The 22,256-nt window shown below is 55.5% G+C and carries 26 protein-coding genes; 12 read left to right on the top strand and 14 right to left on the bottom strand.

Features of this window, described 5'->3' with window-relative positions:
• The first annotated feature begins 136 nt into the window (after nt 1–136).
• Nucleotides 137–913 (top strand): SDR family oxidoreductase, encoded by a 777-nt coding sequence (locus tag KP814_RS13965; protein ID WP_216737341.1) that lies wholly within the window; start codon nt 137–139, stop codon nt 911–913.
• Nucleotides 914–925: 12 nt separating this feature from the next.
• Here KP814_RS13965 and KP814_RS13960 read toward each other — a convergent pair whose 3' ends face one another.
• Nucleotides 926–2,215, bottom strand: a complete 1,290-nt coding sequence (locus KP814_RS13960; RefSeq protein WP_216737340.1) for an MFS transporter — start codon at nt 2,213–2,215, stop codon at nt 926–928.
• A 402-nt stretch (nt 2,216–2,617) separates the two neighbouring features.
• Here KP814_RS13960 and KP814_RS13955 point away from each other — a divergent pair, with 402 nt between their 5' ends.
• From KP814_RS13955 to KP814_RS13935, 5 genes are all read left to right on the top strand, one after another.
• A complete protein-coding gene (locus tag KP814_RS13955; protein WP_216737339.1) occupies nt 2,618–3,313 on the top strand; it encodes a hypothetical protein in 696 nt (231 codons plus the stop codon).
• Nucleotides 3,310–3,651, top strand: a complete 342-nt coding sequence (locus KP814_RS13950) for a hypothetical protein (RefSeq protein WP_216737338.1) — start codon at nt 3,310–3,312, stop codon at nt 3,649–3,651. The genes KP814_RS13955 and KP814_RS13950 overlap by 4 nt, the downstream gene beginning before the upstream one ends.
• A gap of 45 nt (nt 3,652–3,696) precedes the next feature.
• Nucleotides 3,697–4,203, top strand: coding sequence for a cupin domain-containing protein (locus tag KP814_RS13945; RefSeq protein ID WP_216737337.1), 507 nt, complete (start codon nt 3,697–3,699; stop codon nt 4,201–4,203).
• 148 nt (nt 4,204–4,351) lie between these two features.
• Nucleotides 4,352–4,918: a hydrolase gene (locus KP814_RS13940; protein WP_253938372.1), complete on the top strand. Its 567-nt coding sequence runs from the start codon at nt 4,352–4,354 to the stop codon at nt 4,916–4,918.
• Nucleotides 4,919–5,056: 138 nt separating this feature from the next.
• Nucleotides 5,057–5,950, top strand: a complete 894-nt coding sequence (locus tag KP814_RS13935; RefSeq protein WP_216737336.1) for a D-hexose-6-phosphate mutarotase — start codon at nt 5,057–5,059, stop codon at nt 5,948–5,950.
• A 1-nt stretch (nt 5,951) separates the two neighbouring features.
• Here KP814_RS13935 and KP814_RS13930 read toward each other — a convergent pair whose 3' ends face one another.
• A complete protein-coding gene (locus KP814_RS13930) occupies nt 5,952–6,554 on the bottom strand; it encodes a hypothetical protein (RefSeq protein WP_216737335.1) in 603 nt (200 codons plus the stop codon).
• A gap of 205 nt (nt 6,555–6,759) precedes the next feature.
• Here KP814_RS13930 and KP814_RS13925 point away from each other — a divergent pair, with 205 nt between their 5' ends.
• On the top strand, nt 6,760–7,608 hold the full coding sequence (locus KP814_RS13925) for an HDOD domain-containing protein (protein WP_216737334.1): 849 nt from the start codon (nt 6,760–6,762) through the stop codon (nt 7,606–7,608).
• Nucleotides 7,605–9,005: a Si-specific NAD(P)(+) transhydrogenase gene (gene sthA / locus KP814_RS13920; protein ID WP_216737333.1), complete on the top strand. Its 1,401-nt coding sequence runs from the start codon at nt 7,605–7,607 to the stop codon at nt 9,003–9,005. The genes KP814_RS13925 and sthA overlap by 4 nt, the downstream gene beginning before the upstream one ends.
• Nucleotides 9,006–9,028: 23 nt before the next feature.
• Here sthA and KP814_RS13915 read toward each other — a convergent pair whose 3' ends face one another.
• The 4 genes from KP814_RS13915 to KP814_RS13900 form a co-directional block, all read right to left on the bottom strand.
• Complete coding sequence (locus tag KP814_RS13915) at nt 9,029–9,271, bottom strand: DUF2164 domain-containing protein (protein ID WP_216737332.1); 243 nt, start codon at nt 9,269–9,271, stop codon at nt 9,029–9,031.
• Between the two features lie 19 nt (nt 9,272–9,290).
• A complete protein-coding gene (locus KP814_RS13910) occupies nt 9,291–10,178 on the bottom strand; it encodes a DMT family transporter (protein ID WP_216737331.1) in 888 nt (295 codons plus the stop codon).
• A gap of 8 nt (nt 10,179–10,186) precedes the next feature.
• Nucleotides 10,187–11,086: an acyltransferase gene (locus KP814_RS13905; protein WP_216737330.1), complete on the bottom strand. Its 900-nt coding sequence runs from the start codon at nt 11,084–11,086 to the stop codon at nt 10,187–10,189.
• A gap of 161 nt (nt 11,087–11,247) precedes the next feature.
• Complete coding sequence (locus tag KP814_RS13900; protein ID WP_216737329.1) at nt 11,248–11,841, bottom strand: DNA-3-methyladenine glycosylase I; 594 nt, start codon at nt 11,839–11,841, stop codon at nt 11,248–11,250.
• Between the two features lie 368 nt (nt 11,842–12,209).
• Between KP814_RS13900 and KP814_RS13895 the strand changes: the two genes are divergently transcribed.
• The 4 genes from KP814_RS13895 to KP814_RS13880 all read left to right on the top strand — a co-directional run bounded on the left by KP814_RS13895 (nt 12,210) and on the right by KP814_RS13880 (nt 16,909).
• Nucleotides 12,210–12,698, top strand: coding sequence for a DUF4112 domain-containing protein (locus tag KP814_RS13895; RefSeq protein WP_216737328.1), 489 nt, complete (start codon nt 12,210–12,212; stop codon nt 12,696–12,698).
• Between the two features lie 5 nt (nt 12,699–12,703).
• Entirely contained in the window at nt 12,704–14,515 is a 1,812-nt protein-coding gene (locus KP814_RS13890; protein ID WP_216737327.1) for an ABC transporter transmembrane domain-containing protein, read from the top strand.
• Nucleotides 14,516–14,612: 97 nt separating this feature from the next.
• Nucleotides 14,613–16,346: an ABC transporter ATP-binding protein gene (locus KP814_RS13885; protein ID WP_216737326.1), complete on the top strand. Its 1,734-nt coding sequence runs from the start codon at nt 14,613–14,615 to the stop codon at nt 16,344–16,346.
• Nucleotides 16,347–16,429: 83 nt separating this feature from the next.
• Nucleotides 16,430–16,909 carry a CDP-archaeol synthase gene (locus tag KP814_RS13880; protein WP_216737325.1) on the top strand — a complete coding sequence of 160 codons (480 nt, stop codon included), beginning with the start codon at nt 16,430–16,432 and terminating at the stop codon, nt 16,907–16,909.
• A gap of 116 nt (nt 16,910–17,025) precedes the next feature.
• Here the strand turns inward: KP814_RS13880 and KP814_RS13875 are convergent, their stop codons facing one another.
• The 8 genes from KP814_RS13875 to KP814_RS13840 form a co-directional block, all read right to left on the bottom strand.
• On the bottom strand, nt 17,026–17,454 hold the full coding sequence (locus tag KP814_RS13875; protein WP_216737324.1) for a tetratricopeptide repeat protein: 429 nt from the start codon (nt 17,452–17,454) through the stop codon (nt 17,026–17,028).
• 71 nt (nt 17,455–17,525) lie between these two features.
• The gene (locus KP814_RS13870; RefSeq protein ID WP_216737323.1) at nt 17,526–17,720 is read right to left on the bottom strand and encodes a hypothetical protein; all 195 of its coding nucleotides are present in this window, start codon (nt 17,718–17,720) and stop codon (nt 17,526–17,528) included.
• A gap of 264 nt (nt 17,721–17,984) precedes the next feature.
• On the bottom strand, nt 17,985–18,467 hold the full coding sequence (locus KP814_RS13865) for a hypothetical protein (RefSeq protein WP_216737322.1): 483 nt from the start codon (nt 18,465–18,467) through the stop codon (nt 17,985–17,987).
• Between the two features lie 146 nt (nt 18,468–18,613).
• Nucleotides 18,614–19,402 (bottom strand): carbon-nitrogen hydrolase family protein, encoded by a 789-nt coding sequence (locus KP814_RS13860; RefSeq protein ID WP_216737321.1) that lies wholly within the window; start codon nt 19,400–19,402, stop codon nt 18,614–18,616.
• A gap of 49 nt (nt 19,403–19,451) precedes the next feature.
• The gene (locus tag KP814_RS13855; RefSeq protein WP_216737320.1) at nt 19,452–19,766 is read right to left on the bottom strand and encodes an AzlD domain-containing protein; all 315 of its coding nucleotides are present in this window, start codon (nt 19,764–19,766) and stop codon (nt 19,452–19,454) included.
• 1 nt (nt 19,767) lies between these two features.
• Nucleotides 19,768–20,556, bottom strand: a complete 789-nt coding sequence (locus KP814_RS13850) for an AzlC family ABC transporter permease (protein WP_216737319.1) — start codon at nt 20,554–20,556, stop codon at nt 19,768–19,770.
• 55 nt (nt 20,557–20,611) lie between these two features.
• Complete coding sequence (locus KP814_RS13845; protein WP_216737318.1) at nt 20,612–21,805, bottom strand: acetyl-CoA carboxylase biotin carboxylase subunit family protein; 1,194 nt, start codon at nt 21,803–21,805, stop codon at nt 20,612–20,614.
• A gap of 81 nt (nt 21,806–21,886) precedes the next feature.
• On the bottom strand, nt 21,887–22,256 hold a 370-nt coding region (locus KP814_RS13840), incomplete at its 5' end, for an alpha/beta hydrolase (RefSeq protein WP_216737317.1).

The following is a 22,256-nucleotide window of genomic DNA, read 5'->3' as shown; positions in this document are numbered from 1 at the left end:
TTATATTGATAGACTGCTATTCGGTGCTTTGTGGGCGTGTAAAAACAGCCCAGAGCCTCGCAACAAGACTCACGCTTTCATCAAGGTCACGCAGGAATCTGACAAACACACATAACACAAGACAGGGGTTGGAATTATGAGCGCGAAAACTGTATTGATCACGGGCGCCTCCTCCGGCATTGGCCTGGCGCTGGCGCGGGTATTCGCCCGCAATGGCTGGAATCTGGCCCTGGTCGCAAGACGCAGCGACAATCTGGAGCGTCTGGCCGCAGAGCTGAAAGAGAAATATGCCACCGACAGCCAGTGTATCGGCTTCGACCTGACCGCTGATAACGCCGCGCGAGCGCTGTACGACGAAGTTCGTTTTCGCAACGTGCGGATAGACTGTCTGGTGAACAATGCGGGACGAGGATATTTTGGCTCGTTCATCGAACGCGACTATCAGCTGGAAGAGGAAACCATCTACCTCAACGTGACCGTGCTCACCTCGCTCTGCAAACTGTTTGGCCGCGACATGGTGGAGCAAGGCGGCGGTCGCATCCTGAACATCGCTTCCATCGCCGGTTTTATGCCGGGCCCCAATTTCGCGGTATACCACGCCACCAAAGCTTATGTGCTATCGCTATCACGGGCGATTCACGCTGAACTCAAATCACAGGGCGTCACTGTCACCGCATCCTGCCCTGGACCCACGGAAACCGAGTTTTTCGACAAGGCGGGAACTGGCGTCCTGAAAGCGATGGAGTACATCCGCCGCATGCCAGCGGAAAAAGTGGCGGAGCAGGCTTACGAAGCGACGCTGAAAGGCAAGCCCGTCGTAGTCCATGGGATGCTCAACAAGATGATGGTGGAGTCGCCGCGTCTGGTTCCGAAGAGCTGGGTTGCGCCTGTCGTGAAGAGTCTGATGCGATAATTACAGACCCCGTTATTCAGCGGGAGCCTCTTTCAATCTGCGCCATTCTCTGACCGCGTCCGGGTCCATGCGGAAGTAATGCAGGACCTGAGACGCCACCAACAGACTGATCACCCCGGCAGCGATAAACAGCCCGTCATAACCCAGCATTTTGGCGACGAAGCCGCTGAATACCCCCGCCGCGCCGGAAACAATCACCTGAATGCAGGCTTGCAGCGTAAAGTCAGCGCCTTCATGTTCTTTGCGGCAGTAATGCATCATCATAGCGAACAAAGCGACATTCGCCATGCTGTCGACTATCTGTTCGAAAATGGCGACCGCCAGCACAACCGGCATGTCCGTCGCGCCGCCGCTAACGATGGAATACAGCGCTAACGCCAGGGCCTGCAGCAGAGAAAGCGACACCAGGCAAATCCTGGGACCAAAGCGGTCATAAAAACCACCGCCAGCGAAAACCGCCGCCACACCCACCAACGAGGACAACAACGTCACCACGCCCACATCCGACAGCGACATGCCCTTATCCACCAGCATGGGTTTGATCATGCCGGAGGCCAGGCTGTCCGGCATCTTGAACAACAGTAGCACCGCCACCCAGTAGATCATGCCGGGCTGACGCAGGAAAGACAGATAGGTGTTGAGAATCAGCGCCAGACTTACCGGGGATTTACTTTCTCCATCCTGAAGGTTTTCGTCGGAAGCGGGCGTCTCGCTCAAAGGACGCTCATCGAACAGCAGGATAGGAATCAGGCAACAAATCAGGATTGCCGCCATACTGTAAAGGCTCAAGCCCCAACCTATCTTATCGATGGCCATCAAAAGCAAACTGGCGCTGACGATCATACCCACCTTGTAACCGCCAACCTGGAGCGCATTCCCCCACCCGCGCATAGGCGGCGGCAGCAGTTTCACCGCCAGTCCGTCCGTCGCAATATCCTGAGTCGCCGCGCCAAAGTTCAGGCACACCAGAATCAGCATGAAAAACAGAATCCCCCAGGCGCCAAGGTGGCCCGGATGCATCGACCCCAACCACAGCAGTAACCCGCTGACCACGCCAATGGCCGTAATGATCCAACCTCTGTGCAGCCCCAGCTGGAACAAATTGTAGCGATCCACCCAAGGCGCCCATAAAAACTTCAACACCCATGGAAACGCCAGCATTTTGATCAAGCCGATATACTCCAACGGAACGCCATGCTCCCGTAGCACGGGCGGAATCACATGCACCATCAAACCTGCGGGAAAACCTTCCGCAAAATAGAGACTTAACAAAAGCACAGAATGAAAGGGCGTAAAGCGCATGGGGTATTAAACGTCATTGGATTTAGGATAGATAACGCAGCTCTTATTCTACCTGCAGGATGCCGCATCATGGCGCACAGGAGACTTTGATCCTGAGCGGAAAATCTACTTATACACGGTTGCAGACATCTATCGTAGCGCACGAGGAAAAACAAGAAATTTTCGTGAGACACTGCACGACCTATTCCATAATGCTGATTTGGGGCGGAACAAATTTTAGCTACGATGCCACCTGATGCCTTTAAATATGGAGGTTTACTCTTTTAACGCCGGGAACTCTCTGGGGCATCACAACCCAGCATGTTCTTTTTATCTTCAACTTTATACGTAAAAATCGAGCAAAAAAAACGAACTTTGGTAGCTTTTCGCATAACTCTTTAACTAGCTTTAAAGGTGAATGTAATGGGATTACGATATATATTTTTCGGCGGCACAAGAGAGAAAAATGCAGACGGTAGCAAAAGACAGTTAGGCGTTGCCCATAATAGCGCATTTGAGTTCGCTGCCCTTAATGTAATAAACGACTACAAATCGGGAAACATCAAGAAAATAAAAATAACCAATGCCGCAGACATGGTAAAAGCTCTGAACAACAATCAAATATCTTCTGTAAGCTCCTTAGACATACTTTGCCACGGAACGCCATACTCGCTTAATTTTTCCGAAAATGAGAATGAGAATTGCGGTTTAATTACAGGGTTCTTCGCAAAAGCCGGACTCGCCTTCTACTATTCTTCCTGGGATGATGGCATTTACTCATTTTCTGACGATAGCAGGTATGTTTCAGATATAGATTTCAAAGTTTTTACTGAAAATGCACGAATCCAAATACATGGCTGCAACACAGCCAGGGGATCTATGCCTGGCGATACCCTGACCATCGCCTTGTCTAAAGAGCTATATCAAGCTGGAAAGACCAAGTCGTATGTCATTGGACATACCGACAAATCAAATCCGAATATAAACGGAGCAAAAACGACCATTAGGCAACAGGACTACAGACATGGGGAAAGGTCGATATACTCAAATGGAAATCTGATTCATACTACGCAGATATCAGGTGTAATCACCCATGAAAGCATTCAGAATATACTATGAAAAAGCTAGTTATTATTATATTAGTAGCACTCCCCATCATTACATACAAATTTGCTTTTTCATTGCAGGGAGAAGAGGTAAGAATAGAAGCAACTTATCTTCAGCTGGCTTGTGAAAAATGTTACCACATGGAGGTAATATCCTCTTCAAACGAGGAGTTAATCGGAAAAACCATCATCCCGACCTCCTCCGTATTGAATATAGAGAATATATTAGCCAACAATCTGACTCCTACATCTAAAGTTTGCCTAAAAGGAAAACCCTACCTTTGGAACCCTAACTGGGGGAATATTGATCCTGACGGAATTAGATTTAACGTTATATCCCAATGCAATTAAACCCTGAATCTTTAAGGCCTGCAGCCAATCTCAACAGGAGCCCCCATGACATCGGACGTTTCACCATCCATTCAGCAACTGGTTGATCAATTGCGTTTGTCGCCGCACCCCGAAGGTGGGTTTTATCGGAGGATTTTCGCTGCGCCTTTTGTTGTTTCTACTCCCCATGGCGAGCGTCCGAGCGCGACGTTGATTTACTATTTATTACCCTTGGGCGCCTTTTCTCAGTGGCACCGATTGCGTCATGACGAGATCTGGCTTCATCTCGGGGGAGACCGTATTCAGATTCACGCCATTGCGCCGGATGGGGCGCTGGTCACACAGACCATAGGCCCTGACGGCGGCAGAGACGCGCATGTGCCGGGGATGCGCTGGCTCGCCGCGGATCCGGAGCCAGGGCCTGCGGGATATGCGTTGGTGAGCTGCATCGTTTCCCCCGGGTTCGACTTCGCTGATTTTGAATTGGGCGATGCGGATGAATTGACTCTCCTCTATCCCAAACACTTCGATCTTATCCTGCGCCTTTGCCGAAGCGGCTCCCAGGGGGGCTAAACCCGGATGCCCCCAGCGCGGGCAAGGGATATACTCCTATCATGACGCCGTGAATTTTATCTCGGCATTCAGCACTGCGTATGTACTGTATCAGCACTACTCCGTACTGCGTCCGCACTACGTCCGTACCGATTTCCAAGAAAGGAGAATGACTATCATGACCGCCGCCTACCAATGGCTTGAAGCGAAAGACTGCGTACTGGTTCTGGTGGATATCCAGGGCAAACTCGCTCAGCTCATGCACGAGAAAGAAAGACTGTTCTCTCAGTTGCAACGCATGGTCAAAGGCGTTTTGTTGTTTGATATTCCAATACTATGGATGGAACAACTACCAGAAAAGCTCGGCCCCACCATTCCGGAAATCACCGAGTTGCTCCCGGACCTGCGCCCAATCCCCAAGCATGCGTTCAGCTGCTACGGCGAGCCCCGCTTCGTGGAAGCGTTGCAAAAGAGCGGCAGAAAGCGGGTGTTGCTGACGGGCATTGAAAGCCATGTGTGCGTCTATCAATCCGCCTATCATTTGATTGAGGCTGGATATGACGTCACCCTGATCAACGACGCCATATCTTCCCGCGATCCCGTCAATCGTGAGCTGGGCCTGCAGCGCATGCAGGCGTTGGGGGCGACGCCGTCCAGCGTGGAAATGGTCCTGTTTGAACTGCAGAAAGAAGCCGCTGGCGAACGCTTCAAACCGATGGCGCAATTATTCAGGTAACGCGCGTCGGATTGTAGATCAGAGACGTCTATCTCTCTGATGACAAAGCGGATTAAACTGACGATTATAAAAAGACGACTCAGCAGGCGGCGCACCCGGTATTAAGCGCTCCGCTTCCTATTAGAGATGGTGATTGATATGAGCCAGAACCATGACGCAGGGATGTACGACTCGGTGACGATTAAACACGTCGACGGCCTTGATCTGATTGAAATTGAGCGCCCTGAGTGCTCCGCCAGCCTGACCCTGCAGGGCGGCCAGTTAATCAGCTATGCTCCCCACGGCGAACACCCCGTTTTATGGCGCAACCCGGACGTGGCCTATCAGAAAGGGGAAGCCGTACGTCAGGGAATCCCCATTTGCTGGCCCTGGTTCGCCTTTCTGGAGCGCAATGCGGACCCCGTGCGCAACAGTTTCCCAATACAGGAAGCCCCCGCTCACGGCGTGGCGCGCAATGCGTTATGGCGCCTGTTGAGCATTTCTGAAGATGAAACCAGCACCAGCATCGCTTTTGAGCTAAGCGCCGAGCCCTTGGGCCTGAAGGCGGTGGTCACCTACCGGCTGGGGGCGGTGATGAAAATGGAGCTGCAGTCATTCAATCTGTCAGATCAGCCCAAGCATTTGAGTTGCGCCCTGCATACCTATTTCGCCGTGTCGGATATCCAGCAGGTCAGCGTGCTGGACCTGGACGACCTGCCCTACATCGACTCGCTGCGCGGGTGGAGCCTGCATAAGCAGGACGGCCCTCTGCACATCACAGAGGAAGTGGATCGCATTTACTACGATACGCCGGCGATACTGCGCATTCATGATAAAAAGTGGGAGCGTTTCATCGTCCTGGAGTCCGCCGATAGCCGTTCCGCTGTGGTATGGAATCCTTGGACTGAGAAGAGCAAACGTCTGTCCCACTTCTCGCCGGACAGCTACAAACAGATGCTATGCGTGGAGACCGGGAAGCTGTTGAACGACTATATCGAGTTGGAGCCGGGCCAGAGCCATACACTGGATCTGACCCTGTCATCCCGTCGTTAGATCAGGGAGTGACCGTATCCGCGCCTTGCGGATGCAGGTTCTTTGAATAGCTCATCGCCTGGAACGCCAGCTCAAAGCTGGCTTCCAGCTCGTCTTTCTGGCTGAGGAAGTACTTACACTCGGTTTCCACATCGCCTTCCTTCAACTCGTTCTGGAACTCCCATTTGAACTTCCAGTACGCGTCTTCAGCGTTGTATTTGCGGTCCGGGTGGTTATCCATTTTCCTGACGATGGCGACCAAGTTAGCGCGTTCGCCTTCAATACCGCACAGATCATAAGCGGCGGAGGCCAGCGCCAGGGCTTTCACGGATTCATTGAACAGGTTGTCCACCGCGGACAGCACCGCATCGGACTCGCGCTTGATCTGCTCTGCCAGCGCCTGAATCTGCTGGCGTTCCGCCGACGCATCTTCGCCATTGCGCACTTTGACTTCGAGCTGAGTCAGCACCTGTTCACTCATATTTTCTCTGGAAGTTTTGCCGTCGGAAAAAGACTTGGAAATTTTCTGCAGATCCTGACTGGCCTTTTCCCTCTCTTGCTTGGAAGCCGTCATCAGCGCCTCGAATCTGCTTCCGTCGCCATTGTCCGTTGAACATCCAGCCATACCGCCAGCCATAGTGAAAGTAAGGAGGATCATTATGAAACGAAGCACAGGCATCCATCACCTTTATAATTAAAAACAGAAGCATACATAATCGGACACAGCAAGCAAATAATCCATCCGGCCCCTGAACGGGGTTCATTTCCAAGCGCAATCGGCCACGCATAGTCTACACTGAAAAATAAATAAAACATGGAGTTAGTCACCCGTGCCAGATACCCATTCCTCCGCTGATCCATTGACCCGGGAGCTGGATTCCCGCATCCAGGCGGGCAACCTGGATATCCCGATGCTGCCGGAAGTGGCGCAAAAAGTGATCGCCATCACCAACAACCCTGACTCCAGCGCGTCCGAGCTGGTCAAGGTGATTCAGGGGGATCAGGCTCTGGCGGCGCGGGTGATGCGTATCGCCAACTCCGCCGCATACTCTCCCAACGCCTCCATTGTGTCCTTGCAGCAGGCCATCGCCCGCCTCGGCATGGTGTCGATTCGCGACATCGCCTTGGCCGCCTCCATCAACGCCCGCATGTTCAAGGCCCCTGGCTACGAAGATCGCATCGGGGCCATGTGGCGCCACGCCCTGGCCACTGCGCTTTGGTGCAAGGAAATCGCCCGGCGCGCGCGGATGAATGTGGAAGCGGCGTTCCTGTGCGGGTTGCTGCACTCGGTGGGCAAACCCATCATGTTGCAGGAAACCCTGGACGTAGCCGGGGCGGAAGAGCTGCAACCGGAACTGGATCTGCTGCTGGAGATCGTCGACGAACTGCATCTGGACGCCGCCCGTTTGGCGTTAGAGCACTGGCGCATGCCGGAACTGATCATCGACGCAGTGACGCATCAAGACGACTACCAGGAAGCAGGCAACGGTAAAGATCAGGCGAAGTTAATCCGCGCCGGTAAACAGTTCGCCTCCCATTTTCTGTTTAATGAACTGGACAAAGATACCTTGCTGGCCTTACCCGCCATGGCGGACTTGAACCTGTATCCGGATGAGGTGGCTGAGCTGTATGAACAGTCCGACACCGTGAATCAGGGGCTGGAGGCCATGCGCGCATGAGCGATTTCGACATTATCGTCATCGGCAGCGGCCCCGCTGGTCAGAAAGCGGCGGTGCAGGCGTCCAAAGCGGGCAAACGGGTCGCTTTGGTCGAACGCGACGCCCTGCTCGGCGGCGCCTGCGTGCATCGCGGCACCATCCCCAGCAAAACGCTGCGTGAGAACGCACTGCGCGTAAACAACATGCGCAAAAACGCCGCCTTGTTCCGCTTCAAGCTCAGTGAAGATCTGGAAATGGCGACACTGATCGACCGCCTCGATGACGTCATGAAATCCCATGACGAATACATGCGCCGACAGATCGACCGCAACGCCATCAAGCGCATTCACGGCCGCGCCCGGTTTCTGAGTCCGAATGAAGTGGAGGTGACCTCCGTCAGAGGCGAAAAGCAGGTGCTGGCCACGGATTATGTGGTCATCGCCACCGGTTCCTTCCCTCGTAAACCGGATCAGGTGCCGATCGATCATGAGAACATCTTCGACAGCGATTCCGTGCTGTCTATGTTGTATCTGCCAAAAAGTCTGGCGGTGCTGGGCGGCGGCGTTATCGCCAGTGAATACGCCTCCATATTTCAGGCGTTGGGCGTGCGCGTGATCATGATTGACCGCTATCCCCGTCCGCTGGGCTTCCTCGACAAGGATCTGACCGACAACTTCGTCAACGCCTTCCAGGACATGGGCGGCGTGTGGATGGGGAACAGCGTGGTGAAACGGGTATATTTCGATGGCGTTAACGACGTAATCACCGAACTGGAGGACGGCCGCACCATCATCACCCAGAAATTACTGTGCGCCGCCGGCAGAGTGGCCAACGTCAATGATCTAGATATCGATAACGCCGGCCTGGAACTAGACGAACGCGGCGTGATTCCCGTAGACAGTCAACTACGCACCCGGGTGCCGAATATCTTCGCCGCCGGAGACGTTATCGGTCCGCCGTCGCTGGCCTCCGCGTCTATGGAGCAAGGCCGCCGCGCCGCCTGCAACGCCATCGGGCTGGAAGTGGGCAGCATGCCGGAGATGATTCCCGTCGGCATCTACGGGGTGCCGGAGCTGTCTTCTGTGGGCATGAGCGAACAGGAAGCGCGCAAAGCGCATGGTCAGATCATCGTGGGACGGGCGCCCTTTGCGGAAATCGCCCGCGGCCATATTTCCGGCAATCAGGACGGCATGTTGAAACTGGTGTGCGACGCCGAAGGACGTCGTCTATTGGGCGTACAGATCGTTGGTGAGGAAGCCACCGAACTCATACACATCGGACAAATGGCGCTGCTCTCCAAGTCCGACGTGGATATTTTCGTGGAGAGTATCTTCAACTTCCCCACCCTGGCGGAAGCCTACCGGGTGGCGGCGCTGGCGGTCATCGGTCAGCGCGCTCGCCGCAACAGCGTCTACTAAAGAACTCCCCGCGGACGCTCAGATCAATCCGCGGGCGCCTGTTGCAGCTCATACAGCGCATCGCTGATGTTCTCCACCTGCATGCGAATGATATTTTCCGCTTCGTCCAGGGCTTTGTTGTAGGCCAGCGGGCCGATTTCCCGCACGAAAAAGTCGATAAGAAACTCCGCCTGAAAACCGCCAATCTCCTGATCCAGCTCACTGGCGAAGTAGTCTTTCACTTTCGCAACGAGTTGCTGTTTTTCATCCCGGGTCATTTCAATCATTCGTGGTCTCTCCTTTGTCTCAGCGCATCAATCCCTTAAACGCCACGCGCACCGCGCGCCAGCGGTTGATCAATAGCGCGGAGAATATCAGGAAACAGCCCAGCATCTGCATGCCGGACATGGTTTCTCCCAACCATAGCAAAGCCATCAGGGTTGTGAACACCGGCTCCATGGTCATGATCACCGCCGCATGGCTGACGGGCGTCAGGCTCTGCGCAAAGGTCTGTAAAAAGAAACGTAGGCTGGTGGCGATGACGGCGCTGGCGGCCACCCATCCCCAGATGCCGGCGCTGACCTGTTGAGGCCACTCTTCCAGCGCCAGGGACAGTCCCGAGGCCGTGACGCCGACGGTCAATAGCTGCACGGTGGTCAGAGCGATGACCGGCACTTTCGCAGACATGTGGGTATTCAAGGTGAAGTTGAGCGAAAACAGCACCGCAGAGGCAAGAAAAAACAACTGTCCCAATCCTGGATGCAGGCCATTGCGCAATGACAGCAACGCCAGTCCGCAAGTAGCGACAGGTAACGCCAGCCAAGTGGCGAGCGCCAGTTTTTCCCCGAAGATAACGCGAGACACCAAAGGCGCCAGCACCATGGCAAGACTGGTGATGAAGGCCCCTTCCCCCACATGGTCGCCGTAAAACAGTCCGGAGATCCACAGACACATGGCCGCGGCGAACAACACGCCGGTGGACAACGCGATCCGTAACTGCTTCGCGGACAGCGACATCAGCGCGCGCCGCCCCACCGCCGCGAGGATCACACCGGCGCAGAAGAAGCGTATACCGATGAACAACAGGGGCGGCAACCCGGCCAGCGCTTCCTTGGAGAAGATCCAGCCGGCTGCGGCCAACAGAGTAACCAACAGCAGCAAGACATCTGCTTTTAAGTGACTGGACTGCGACACAGGCGGACTCAGGCTTGCTTTGACTGATTAAGCGCCGCCAGTTTGGCGTCTTTTTCACGCCATAACGCCGTCATCCACTCTTTGAATTCCTGTTTGAATGCCTCGTCATCGACATTGCGGCTCTTCAGCGCCTCGGGGATGGCGATGCGGCGAATGTACATTTCCACCGCCGGCACGCGACCGCACATAAAATCGCGCAGACGCGGCGCGCCGCCGGGATAGTGAATAGTGATGTCCACCATGGTGGGAATGTATTCCCCCATAGCGCTCAGGACAAAGGCCACGCCGCCCAGCTTAGGCTTCAACAGATACTGATAGGGAGACTGCTGGCGTTCGTGTTTGCGTTTGGTGAAACGGGTGCCTTCGACAAAGTTCATCACGCTTACCGGCGTCGTGCGGAACTTTTCACAGGCTTTGCGTGTGGTTTCCATGTCCTTGCCTTTCAGCTCGGGACGCTTGGCGATTTGCTCCGGAGTGTGCCGGCTCATGAAAGGAAAGTCCAGTCCCCACCAGGCCAGTCCGATGACGGGCACCCAGATCAGGTCTTTTTTCAGGAAAAATTTAAGAAAAGGAATGCGTCGGTTAAGCACGTGCTGCATGGCGAAAATATCCACCCAGCTTTGATGGTTGCAGACCACCAGATACCAGCCCTCCCGCTGCAGTTCCTCTAGGCCTTCCACCTTCCACTGAGTGCGTTGAGTCAAGGACATCCAGCCGCTGTTGCAGGCGATCCAGGCCTCGGAAATCAGGATAATCAAGCGGGTGCAGGCCTTACGCCATGCGGGAATGGGAATGATCAGCTTGAGAATGGCCGGGATGTACAACAGCGTACACCAGAAAATGGTATTGATCGCCAGGGACAATGAAGCCAGGCAGCCGACGAGGGGGGCTGGCAGAAAACTCAGCATAAAAAGCTCCGGACAACGATTGGATTAAAGGCTCCGCAACGCCTTCAGCGGGCGACCGTTTCGGCAAGGGCGCCCAAGATAACACACCTGCGCAGCGCGGACACCGAGCGGGAACGCAATTTTGCGCCTACCCACTTTGCGCCGTCGCGACGCCATCACCCTTAAAGGCTGAATTTCGCCGCCAGTTCTGCGCACTCGCGATGCTGAGGACAGAACGTCATATGGTCATTCACCATTCCCACGGCCTGCATGAAGGCGTATACGATGGTGGTTCCCACAAATGTGAAGCCCGCCTTTTTCAGCGCCTTGGACATGGCGTCAGACACGTCCGTACTGGTGGGCGCCTGTTGCATGGACTCCAGATGATTGACGATGGGCTTGCCTCCCACGAAGTTCCAAAGAAAGTGAGAAAACTCAATTCCTTGATCCCTGAGCGTCAGATAGCCGCGGGCATTCTTGATAATAGACTGGACTTTCAAGCGGTTGCGCACAATGCCGGGGTTCTGCAACAGGCGCTCGACGTCCTCTTCGGTGAAGCGCACGATGGCTTCCGGATCGAAGTCCGCGAAGGCTTCCTCGTAATTCTTCTGTTTGCGCAGGATCGTAATCCAGGACAATCCCGCCTGCTGACCATCCAGGCACAACTTGGCGAACAGCTCCTGAGAGTCCTTCACCGGTCGTCCCCAGACATGATCGTGGTAGCTTACATATTGAGGATCGTTCCCACACCAACTGCAGCGCTGCTCGGACGCCATACCGGTCTCCTGTTATTCTTGCTCTTGTTTATGCTTACACATGTTTATGCTTACACACGTCTATTCTTACGTTCGTCGATTGGTCGCCGCTTCCGCCCGGGCGTTCACCTGAGGGCTTTTGCGCACTATTCACCTGAGCGCTTTCGCACACTATAGGTTGCAGCTGCGCCCATCTGACGGGCCGCAATGGTAAATGCTAAGCGGCTGATAACCCGCCGTATTGTGCCGTCGCCCACGCCAAAAGCAAACCACCGGAAGACGAAAAACACGGTTGCCAGCGGCGACTTATCTCCGCACAATGGCTATCTTTGCGGCCCACCGATGGACGCAGCAGGATCGCGAATATAACGATGGATTTGCATCTCCCTATGTCTGAACCAACGCCCCATACGCCTATTTCCGTCGAGCAGCGCGCAACGCTGACCCGTTTGCGGAAGCTTGCGTATCGTCTGGACGCTCAGTTCCGCATCCCGGTTCTTGGCGTGCGCGTCGGATGGGACTCCCTGATCGGCCTTGTGCCGCTGGTGGGGGATATTGTCGGCGGTTGCCTGTCCCTGTACTTGTTGTGGCAAGCCTGGCGCATCAAAGCGCCGAAAAGACTGCTGCTGCGCATGCTCGCCAATATCGGCGTCGAGGTGTTCGGCGGCGCGGCGCCGCTGATCGGCGACGCCTTCGATATTTACTGGAAAGCCAATCAGCGCAACATGGATATGCTCGCCGTCTATCTGGAAAAGCAGATCATGCCCGCACCGCCCAAACGTCGGACGCCCTGGCTCTGGATCAGCCTTAGCGTCGCATTGCTGGTCGCATTCATTATCTACCTGCTCAGCACACCTGAGCCGTTTAGTTTCAGTTAAAGCCAATGAAAATATTCTGGGAATTGCGGGGATTTTTCCTGCGCAACTGGCCGCCCTATCTCGCGGCGGTGATCATGCTAACACTGGTGGCGCTATTGTTGATGCTGCCGCCTCATTTGATTGGAACGCTGGTGGACCGCATCGCGCAGCAGACGCTGGATGCGGATTACCTGATGATGACAGTGGGCGAATTGCTGGGGCTGGCGGTGCTGATTTATATCTTCCGCGTGCTGTGGCGGATCTTCCTGTTCGGAGCCTCCCATAAGCTGGCGGCGGAAACCCGGCAGGACCTGTACCGACACTGGACCACCATGTCGCCGCAGTACTTCCGCAAACACACCACTGGCGACCTCATGGCCCACGCCACCAACGACGTCGAAGCCCTGCAGATGACCGCGGGCGAAGGCATTCTGGCCACGTTTGACGGCCTGCTGACCGGCGTCATCGTGCTGGCGGTCATGATGATCACCCTGAGCTGGGACCTTACCCTGGTGGCGCTGCTGCCCTGGCCGATCATGGCGATCTTCATGTATCAGTTCGGCCGCAGCCTGCATACCGGATTTTCGGACGCGCAAGCTTCCTTCGGCGCGTTGACGGAGCTGAGTCAGGAAGCGATCTCCGGCATTCGCACCATCAAAGCCTATGGTCAGGAAGAGGCCATGGCGCGGCAGTTCGCGGAAACCGCGGAAACCGCCACCCAGGCTTACATGAAAGTGGCCGCCACCGACGCCAAGTACGAGCCCACCATCGTGCTGACCATCGGTGCGTCGTTCCTGTCCGCCGTCACCTACGGCGGCTGGCTGATTCACCAGCAAACGCTGACGTTGGGTGAGCTCACCAGCTTCACTATGTACCTGGGCTACCTGATCTGGCCCATGTTCGCATTCGGCTGGATGCTGAATATCGCCGAGCGCGGTTCCGCCGCTTACGATCGCATCAATCGTTTGCTGGCGGAGGCGCCGCAGATTCCCGATACCGGAGAACTGACATCCCTGTCGGACACGTCTCTGCAGGTGGCCATCGACGAATTTCATTACCCGGATCAGGACCCCGTTGCGGGCGACGCGGAACAGAACACAGTTTCCCTACAAGCGGCGCTACGGGACATCCACTTTCATCTGGCGGCGGGAAAAACTCTGGGGATAACCGGGCCCACCGGATCAGGCAAAACCACTCTGATCAAGCTTCTCCTGCGTCAGTACGCGTTGCCGCCCGGATCAGTGGCCTGGGGCGGCGAGTCTGTGGAGCGCTATCAACAGGCGGCGTTTCGCGCGCATATCGCCTATGTGCCTCAGGAGCCTTTCCTATTCTCCACCACCGTGCAGGAGAACCTGTCCCTAGGCCGTCCGGAAGCCAGCCGCGAAGAAGTCGAAAACGCGGCGGGGCTCGCAGCCCTGCATGAGGATATCGAGTTATTCCAAAACGGCTATGAGACCGTTGTCGGCGAACGTGGCGTCACCTTGTCCGGTGGGCAGAAGCAACGTCTGGCGTTGTCGCGGGCGCTGCTTATCGAGGCGCCCGTGCTGATCCTGGACGACGCGCTGTCGGCTGTGGATACCGGCACGGAAAACCGCATCCTGCAACACCTGAAGGAAGCGCGCCGCGACACCACGACCATCATCGTTTCCCATCGGCTGTCCGCCCTGCGTCACGCCGATAAGATTCTGGTGCTGGACCAGGGGCATATTCGGGAACAGGGCAATCACAGTGAACTGGTGGCGCAGGCCGGCTGGTACAGCCAGATTTATGAACTGCAGCAGATCGAGCAGGATCTGGACCGACTGCAGCCGCAAGACAGGGTCGTACAACAAGAGTAACCGCTGAACAAAGCATGGCCGCTCAACATTGGTTTGCGGCGGCCGGTTATTGAATTAATAAGTATCGAATAAACAAAGTACGGGGTTGGATAGGTTCATGCAGTGGCGGGTGTTTAAACGGTTGTTAGCCGCCAGCGCGAGCTGGAAGAAATTATGGATGGGCGGCTGCGCCATTCTCTTGCTGGCGACGGCGATGGATGTATTGGGGCCTTACCTGATCAAGCATTTTATCGACGATTATCTGTCGCACGGACGTTATCTGGACTCAGGCTCCGTGCAACTGTTCGTGTTCTACGTGGCGTCATTGTTAATAGGATCTCTGGCGCACTATGGCGCGCCACTGGTGTTCAGTCGCATCGCTCTGCAAGTGGTGGAGAAACTACGCAAAGACGTGTTTCACAGCGTGCTGTCGCGTCCAGTGTCCTATTTTGACAAGAGCGCCACCGGCGCGCTGGTGTCCCGCCTGAGCAATGACACAGAGGCCATCAAAGAGCTGTTCCTGAACGTCATCGCCAACTTCATCACCAACGTGGTGCTGGTCACCGGCATCTTCATCATGATGGCCGTGCTCGACTTCCGCCTTATGCTGGTGTGTCTGGCGTTAATGCCGCTGGTGGTGGGCGCCATGGTGATGTATCAACGCCTCAGCACGCCTATGTTCCAGAGGGTGCGCGCACTGCTCAGCGATATCAACGCGCAGTTGCACGAGTCCCTCAACGGCATGCCGATTATCCAGCTGCTGAATCAGCAAAAGCGTTTCAATGAACGCTTTCGCGGCACCGTTCAGGAACACTTCCGCTGGCGGGTGAAGAACGTCAAACTGGACGGCCTGATGTTGCGCGCCCTGATCGACATGTTCTCCATGGCGACCCTGGCGTCCATCGTGTACTTCTTTGGTAACCAGTCTCTGCAAGACGCCGTGGAGATTGGCGTGTTGTACGCCTTCATCAGCTATCTGGGCCGCTTCGTCGAACCACTGATCGAGCTGACCCAGCGCCTCAACATCATGCAGCAGTCTCTGGTGGCCGGGCAGCGGGTATTTGAACTTCTGGATACGGAGCCGGAGCGCTACGATGGCGTCGGCCAGATCAAGGAAGGCCGCATCACCCTGCGCAATGTCAATTTCAGTTATAACGGCGAAACTCAGGTATTGCAGGATGTGTCTCTGGATATTCCCGCCGGCGGCATGCTGGGCGTGGTCGGACGCACCGGCAGCGGTAAAAGTACGCTGATGCAATTGCTGATTCGGTTTTATCCGGTCAAACAAGGCGAAATCCTGATCGACGATCAGCCGCTCAACGCCATCTCCGCCGCCAGTCTGCGTCAGGACGTGTGTCTGGTGGAGCAGGAACCATTCCTGTTCCAGGGCTCACTGGCGGACAATCTGCGCCTGGACCGCAACTACAGTGAACAGGAGATGATCGACGCGCTGACCAAAGCCGGACTCCAAAGCATGCTGCAACGCCTGCCCCAGGGGTTGGCCACGCCTCTTGGCGAGCGCGGCGGAAGGCTGTCCAACGGCGAGCGTCATTTGGTGGCGCTGGCGCGGGCGTTACTGCGCAAGCCCAAAGTATTGATTCTCGACGAGGCGACCGCCACGGTGGACAGCGAAAGTGAGGCGCGGGTGCAGCAAGCAGTTAACCGCCTGCACGGCGAAGTGACGTTAATCGTCATCGCACACCGGCTGTCCACGATTCGTCATGCCGACAAAATCATCGTCCTGCATCATGGCAAGCTGGTGGAGGAAGGCGACCATCGTCAACTGATGGCGCTGGAGGGGCTGTATCAGCACCTGTACAGCATTCAAACCGCGCACCTGCTCGCCGACTGAGGGCGGTGCGGTCTGACAAGCCGGTGATTCACGGCTAAGCTTTTAGGGACTGTCGACGACTAGGCATCGCCACTGCAGCCCCTATGCTTGAACTGAGAGTATTACTGCTCTTACTGATCGCTAATGGAGCCCCGGTGTTCGCCCGTTTTCTAATGGGTGATCGTGGCGGCCTTGCCATTGATTTCGGCGTCTGCTTCAAGGATGGCCGTCCCCTGCTCGGCCCTGCAAAAACCTGGCGGGGCCTCATCGCCGCGATCCTTATCAGCGCGCTGGCTGCGCCGTTGCTGGGCTTTTCCATAATGACCGGCTGCGCGATCGCTCTGCTGGCGATGCTTGGAGATCTCATCACCAGTTTCTGTAAACGCCGCATCAATCTGACGCCCAGCAGTCGGGCGCCATTTCTGGATCAATTTTTGGAAACCGTATTGCCCCTGGCCGCTTATCAACAGACGCTCGGCCTGTCGTTGCTGCAAATCGGAGTTATCTTTGTCGCTTTTGTCGTGGTCAACTGGGGAATATCTCCCCTGCTGTTTCGCCTCGGCGTGCGCAAGAAGCCCTATTAAATCTCTGATTGAGTCAAACTCTGGTTGACTAAAGCTCTGGTTGACGGAACCCAACTCAACGACCACGGATTATTATCCTGGCTACCGCAGTTAAGAGCTAATTAGAGTGGAAAAGTCTATTCGCAGCAGGCCAGCAGCAACGCGCTGATTTCTCTTCTCAATTCCAGATCGTTAGTGGACTGCGCCAGCTTGTCGGCCTCCATCAGCAGCTCGCGGGCGGCGTCGCGTTCGCCGTCGTCATACAGCCGGTTAGCCATGGCGAAAGTAATGGAGGCGGAATAATCGACCAGATTCTTCTCGTTGGCGTATCGAAGCGCCTTGCGATAGATCTTTAGCGCCTGATTGAGGTCACAGGTAAAGTCCGCCAACGCCTCCCACTGGAAAGGATGATTGCGTGGTGAGAACTCGTTGTTTTCGCACAGCTTTCGCAACGCCTGATAATTGCTCCATAACGCTTTGGTGTCGCCTTCCGCCGAGGCGTTGACGATATCCACCGCCAACTGGTGTATTTCATCGAAAAAAGGCAGGGCGATTCCAGAAGACATAGGCGGGCTGCGTCAGATAGCGGGGAAACCCGCGGGAACCATAACCCGCAGGTTTCCGGTGGATAAAGTTATCATGCTCCCCGCGCTCGAATGCGGCGGAGAGTATAGCGCCGATCACGACTGTAGTGTTCGGCCAACTCCAGATCGTTATCGCCGGGCGCCCGGGAGAGTTCCAACAGACGCTCGAGTTCTCCACTTTGCTCCAGTTGCTCGATGTACTCCTTCATAAGCTTAACGACATTCTGCGTTCTCTGAGTGTCCGCCATAGCAGTCTCCTTTTCTATTTATTTCTTATAAGGTCCTGTCCCACCTACTTCCAGGGACGTCCTGAGCACTGATTACAGCGAGAAATGCACTGGGGAATTGTTACAGTCCCCATACTTAATATGTAGAAGATTAAACCGGCGGACGCAAGTCGCAATTTTCGCCTCTATCAGGTGAACTGCGTTAATTTACGCGGCAAAACAGCCGATTGTAGAAGCTTTTTGATAACGAAAATAATTAGGCGCCGATTGAGGGAAACGGTAGCTCTAGGGGATGAGTTCCTGAGGCGGAATAGAGAGATCGGACACCCTGGCGATCCGCCTGTCCGCCCTGCTTTCGGGCGCGCAGCCCTGGACCTCTCCAAGCTTACTCTCCTTGAACACCGCGCCAGCGGAGACATTGAAGTAATAATGGAAATCGCTTTGCATTCGACAGGCATCGTCGTTGTTGCTGTAGGTGAAGAGACTTTCGCAAATATCAGCAATCAGCCAGGCCACGGTATCCCGCTTTCGCTTATCAAAATACGACAACATGCGTCTGGCGTTAGCGACGCCATAATGCGTGATGGGGAGTTCTGAGCAGGGAGTCTCTTCTAACTGAGACAGCCAAAAATCGAAAAGATCCGTTTTAAACAGTGATTTTGCTCGCGCCAGCAACGCCGCAAATTCATTCACCAGCGCCGCTTTGTCCTTTTCCAGCGCGCTATTGACGTCCTTTATCAAGCCCGCGACATGTGCGCCGAAGTTCATACTCAGTACCCGTTATCGTTGCGCTTTGCATCCCACTTACTGCGACGTTTTACACCTGTAGACACTGACGCATTCGCCCGACACATCATACACGCTGCCGGTGACGGCGATTACGCCAGTCACCGGACAATGAAGGCTTTTTTACCTCAGATACTTCTGACGTAACCGGACCAGCCCGCCTCGGTTTTTACGCCGATCACCAGCGCTTCTCCGGTTTGCGGCCCCTGGGCCAGCAGGTCCCCTCTGGGGCTCCATACCGCGCTTTTGCCGATTGGCTCCCAGCCGCCGGAGGGGCCGCTGAAGTTAGCCATGACCACGCACATGCCATGGGTCTGTGCGTAATCCTGTAGTTTGGCGGTGTCTTCATCGTACCCCCCAGCGGTAATCAAGACCGAGCTCAAATAGGCGTCGGCGCCAGCGGCGGCCGTGTTGCGGGCATGGGTGGCGACGCCGGTATCCGCACAGATCGCCAGCCCTAATGCAACGCCTTGAAGCTCAAATACCTTTTCGCCAGCGCCCGGCGCAAAGTGCTGATCCTCGCCGGGATGTAAGTGCATTTTGCTGTAATGAAATATCGGCGCTTCCGGGCTGATGACAAAAAGGCCTATGTGAGGCTTGCCTTGCCCTTCCTGCGCCGGCGCGCCAACCATCAGCGTCATGCCATGCTCTCGCGCCACCGCCTGGAACGGAGCCAGACGAGAATCCGTGTCGGTGAACGCCAACTCCCTCGCCAGATCCGGCTCATACCCAGTCAGAGAAAGCTCAGGAAAAATGACCACATTAGCGCCTTCTGCGGCGGCGGCCGCTATCAACCGCAAATGTCTCCGCGTATTTTCCTCAACATCCCCTCGCACCGGGCCAAACTGAGCCGCGGCTATTTTGAAATCGCCTTGCATCATAAATTCCTTGATAAATTGCATGCGCCTGTCAGACATTGGGCAACCCCGGCGCGGCGGCGCCTGACGCCGGGGCTAAACGGGCTGGCTATAACATTTTCAGAAGCACAAAAACGGCCACGCCCAACGAGCTGGACAGTATAAGCCGTTTAGTAAACAACATGAGCGCAAATGTGGCCACTGACGCTAAAAAATAGGGGTGCGTCAACAGGCTCAAAGACACCTCTTTCTCAACGAAAACCACTGCCGGCGCGACAAGCGCAGCAATGACCGCCGCCGGCGTCATGCGCAGAATGTTTTCCACTTTGGGAGGCAAGGGTTTCCCGGCCCAGACCACCCAGGGCAGATAACGGGGAAGAAACGCACACACTGCGATCAATGCAATCAGAATATAAATATCCATCTCAGCTTTCCTTAACCTCTTCCACAACCGCTTCCGCGTTTTTCACCGGAACCCACCGACTGTACAACACGCCGGCGGCGACGCCCGCAACCGTCCCCAGAATGGTTCCCAATCCGTATGGCGCATGATGAGCCAGTATCGCCGTCAGGCCTGCAACCGAAACAATGCAGTAGGCTTTTCTATCCACCAGACAGGACGCCAGCATGGCGACAAACAGAGCGGTCATGGGGAAATCAACGCCGGAGCCCGCCCACTCAAGCAGCGCAGAGCCGACCAGAATGCCCACCACCGTAGCGGCGGTCCAGGCGCCATAAATGGAGAACGATCCCCCCAAATAAAACCACTGGCGAGCCGTCACCGGCGCGTCTTTGTCTTTAAACTTCTCCACGAAGATAAAAAACAGCGCGTCGATCAGACCAAACCCCATCACCAGTTTCCACCCGGGAGAAATATCATTGACCTTGTCCCGCAGTACGATGCTGTAAATCATCATGCGCAGACTCAATGTGAGCACCGTCAGCAGAACCACCGTCCAGCTCGCTGACTCCTGCAGCATCATGTAGACGACAAACTGAATGGTCCCCGAGTTTGCCAGCATCGCCAGCAGCAGCGTCTGCAAACCCGTCAGTCCACTGGTGACGCCCAACGCCCCGGCGATCATCGCCATCGGGATGGCGGAGAGAATAAACGGGGACATGGCTTTCACGCCGTCCAGGAAGTGTTTTTGTCTTAACTCCGAGTTTAATGGCTGTCCGGAGCTGTCATCCGGTTTTGCGGCCACACTTTCCATACTAAAGGGCTCCCTCACTGCAAATTTTTTCAAGGCTGGACATAACGCCGCCGCTTCAACCTACGGTCACAACTGGGGTGAACAGCTTCAGATGCTCATCCCGGCTTTGCGGATTGTCGGATTCAAAGATCATCCAGCCAATCCGGTCATAGAATCCCGTGCTGGACTTGATCTTGTCGCCAATGCGCGCGTCTTGCTTTTGTTTGAGAACGTTCACGCTGCTTTCGAACTGAGCAGGAAATGTGAAGGCCTTTAACTCGCCTTCCTGCGCCATGACGAACTCAATGCTGACCAGACGATCCTGGGCCTTGATCGGCGCAGGAACAGTTTTATCCGCAAGGAAATTAAACTGATCCGCAAACACTTCCGCGCCTGTGCTGAAATGGATCAGGTCGGTAATAAAGTCGCCGCCGAAGCGAGAGTGCAGCTCTATGATTTCTATCTTGTCGCCGTCCACTTTGAACTCAACATGGAAGGGGCAGTTGCGCATGCCCAGCGCCTCAAATACCTGCTGGAAATAATCAGCGAACGTTTCCAGGTGGGGATGGCGAGTGTAGAAAGTGTGGCCGGTTTCGACAAAATACGGAGCATCCGTCGTCCGCTTCTCCGTCAGACCGTAATAGTAGACCTGGCCATCAAAGACCTGCCCTTCCACGCTGAACTCTTTACCGCCGATATAGCTTTCCACGGTAAGCTCGGTTTTATCGCCACCATAGGGATGGCTGCGAACGCGCTCCAGATAACCTTCCACTTCCGGATAGGAAGACAGCAGTTGCACACAAATGCTTCCTCCCAGGCGCACCGGTTTGACGACAACCGGAAAGTCGACGGAGAGCAATGCTTCCGCCAGTTCGGCGACGGTGGTTCTGAACGACTGAACCGAGGACAGACCCTTTTCCACCAGAGTGTGGCGCATCAGGCTTTTATCAATGCTGAACAGCTCCACGTCTTCGCTATGCCCTGCAAAGCCGAAGTGCTTGCGCACCTTGGCGGCGATGGTCAGTCCGGCTTCAGCGGTGGAGATAACCTGTGTACAGGCTTCCGCCTCCACAAGTCTGATCACGGCGTCCACGTCGGAGGGGGAGCAGGCCACAGCTTTGGCGTTTTGCGGCCACCAGGAAGCGGGAATGCGATCAATCCGCTCCTGCATGTCGATAAACACAAACTCGTGCGCACAGTTTCCCGCCTGGCTGAGAATGGACTGCGCAACGTCCAGATTAAACGGCAATGGCAATATGGCCAGTTTCATGTCTGATCCTTGATTTCATGTGTTGTTATTAATACGCAAGTCGCAAAAAGGCCCCACGCCGTCTGGAGTGGGGCCTTAACGTTATTTGGACAGTCGCATCAGTTCGCTGACCGCTGCGGCGGTTTCCGCCGGTTTGGTCCGGCAGAAGTAATGGCCGCCGTCAGCCAGCTCAATCAACGCTACTGACTCGCACACCTTGCTCCATCCCAGGTATTGCTCCCGATACTGCGGCGTCAGGGGATCGTCTTGCGCCGCCACCATGGTCAGTGGCAGTGTCATAGGCGTCCCGTTTTCCGTTAAATCAGCAAGGTAACGGTTGGCGCCGCAGGCGTCATGACGGAAGGCTTTCACCAATTGCGCCAGTTGCGGCTCGGACAAGGCGTTCAGATCGCCGTAGCCCGTCTGCGTCACCAGCCACTCGCCCACGTCCTTCAACGGCATGGATTCCAGC

The sequence above is a fragment of the Hahella sp. HN01 genome (genome assembly GCF_018986435.1).
Taxonomy (GTDB): domain Bacteria; phylum Pseudomonadota; class Gammaproteobacteria; order Pseudomonadales; family Oleiphilaceae; genus Hahella.
The sequence above is the reverse complement of the archived record's forward strand: the minus strand, read 5'-3'. Positions and strand labels throughout refer to the sequence as shown.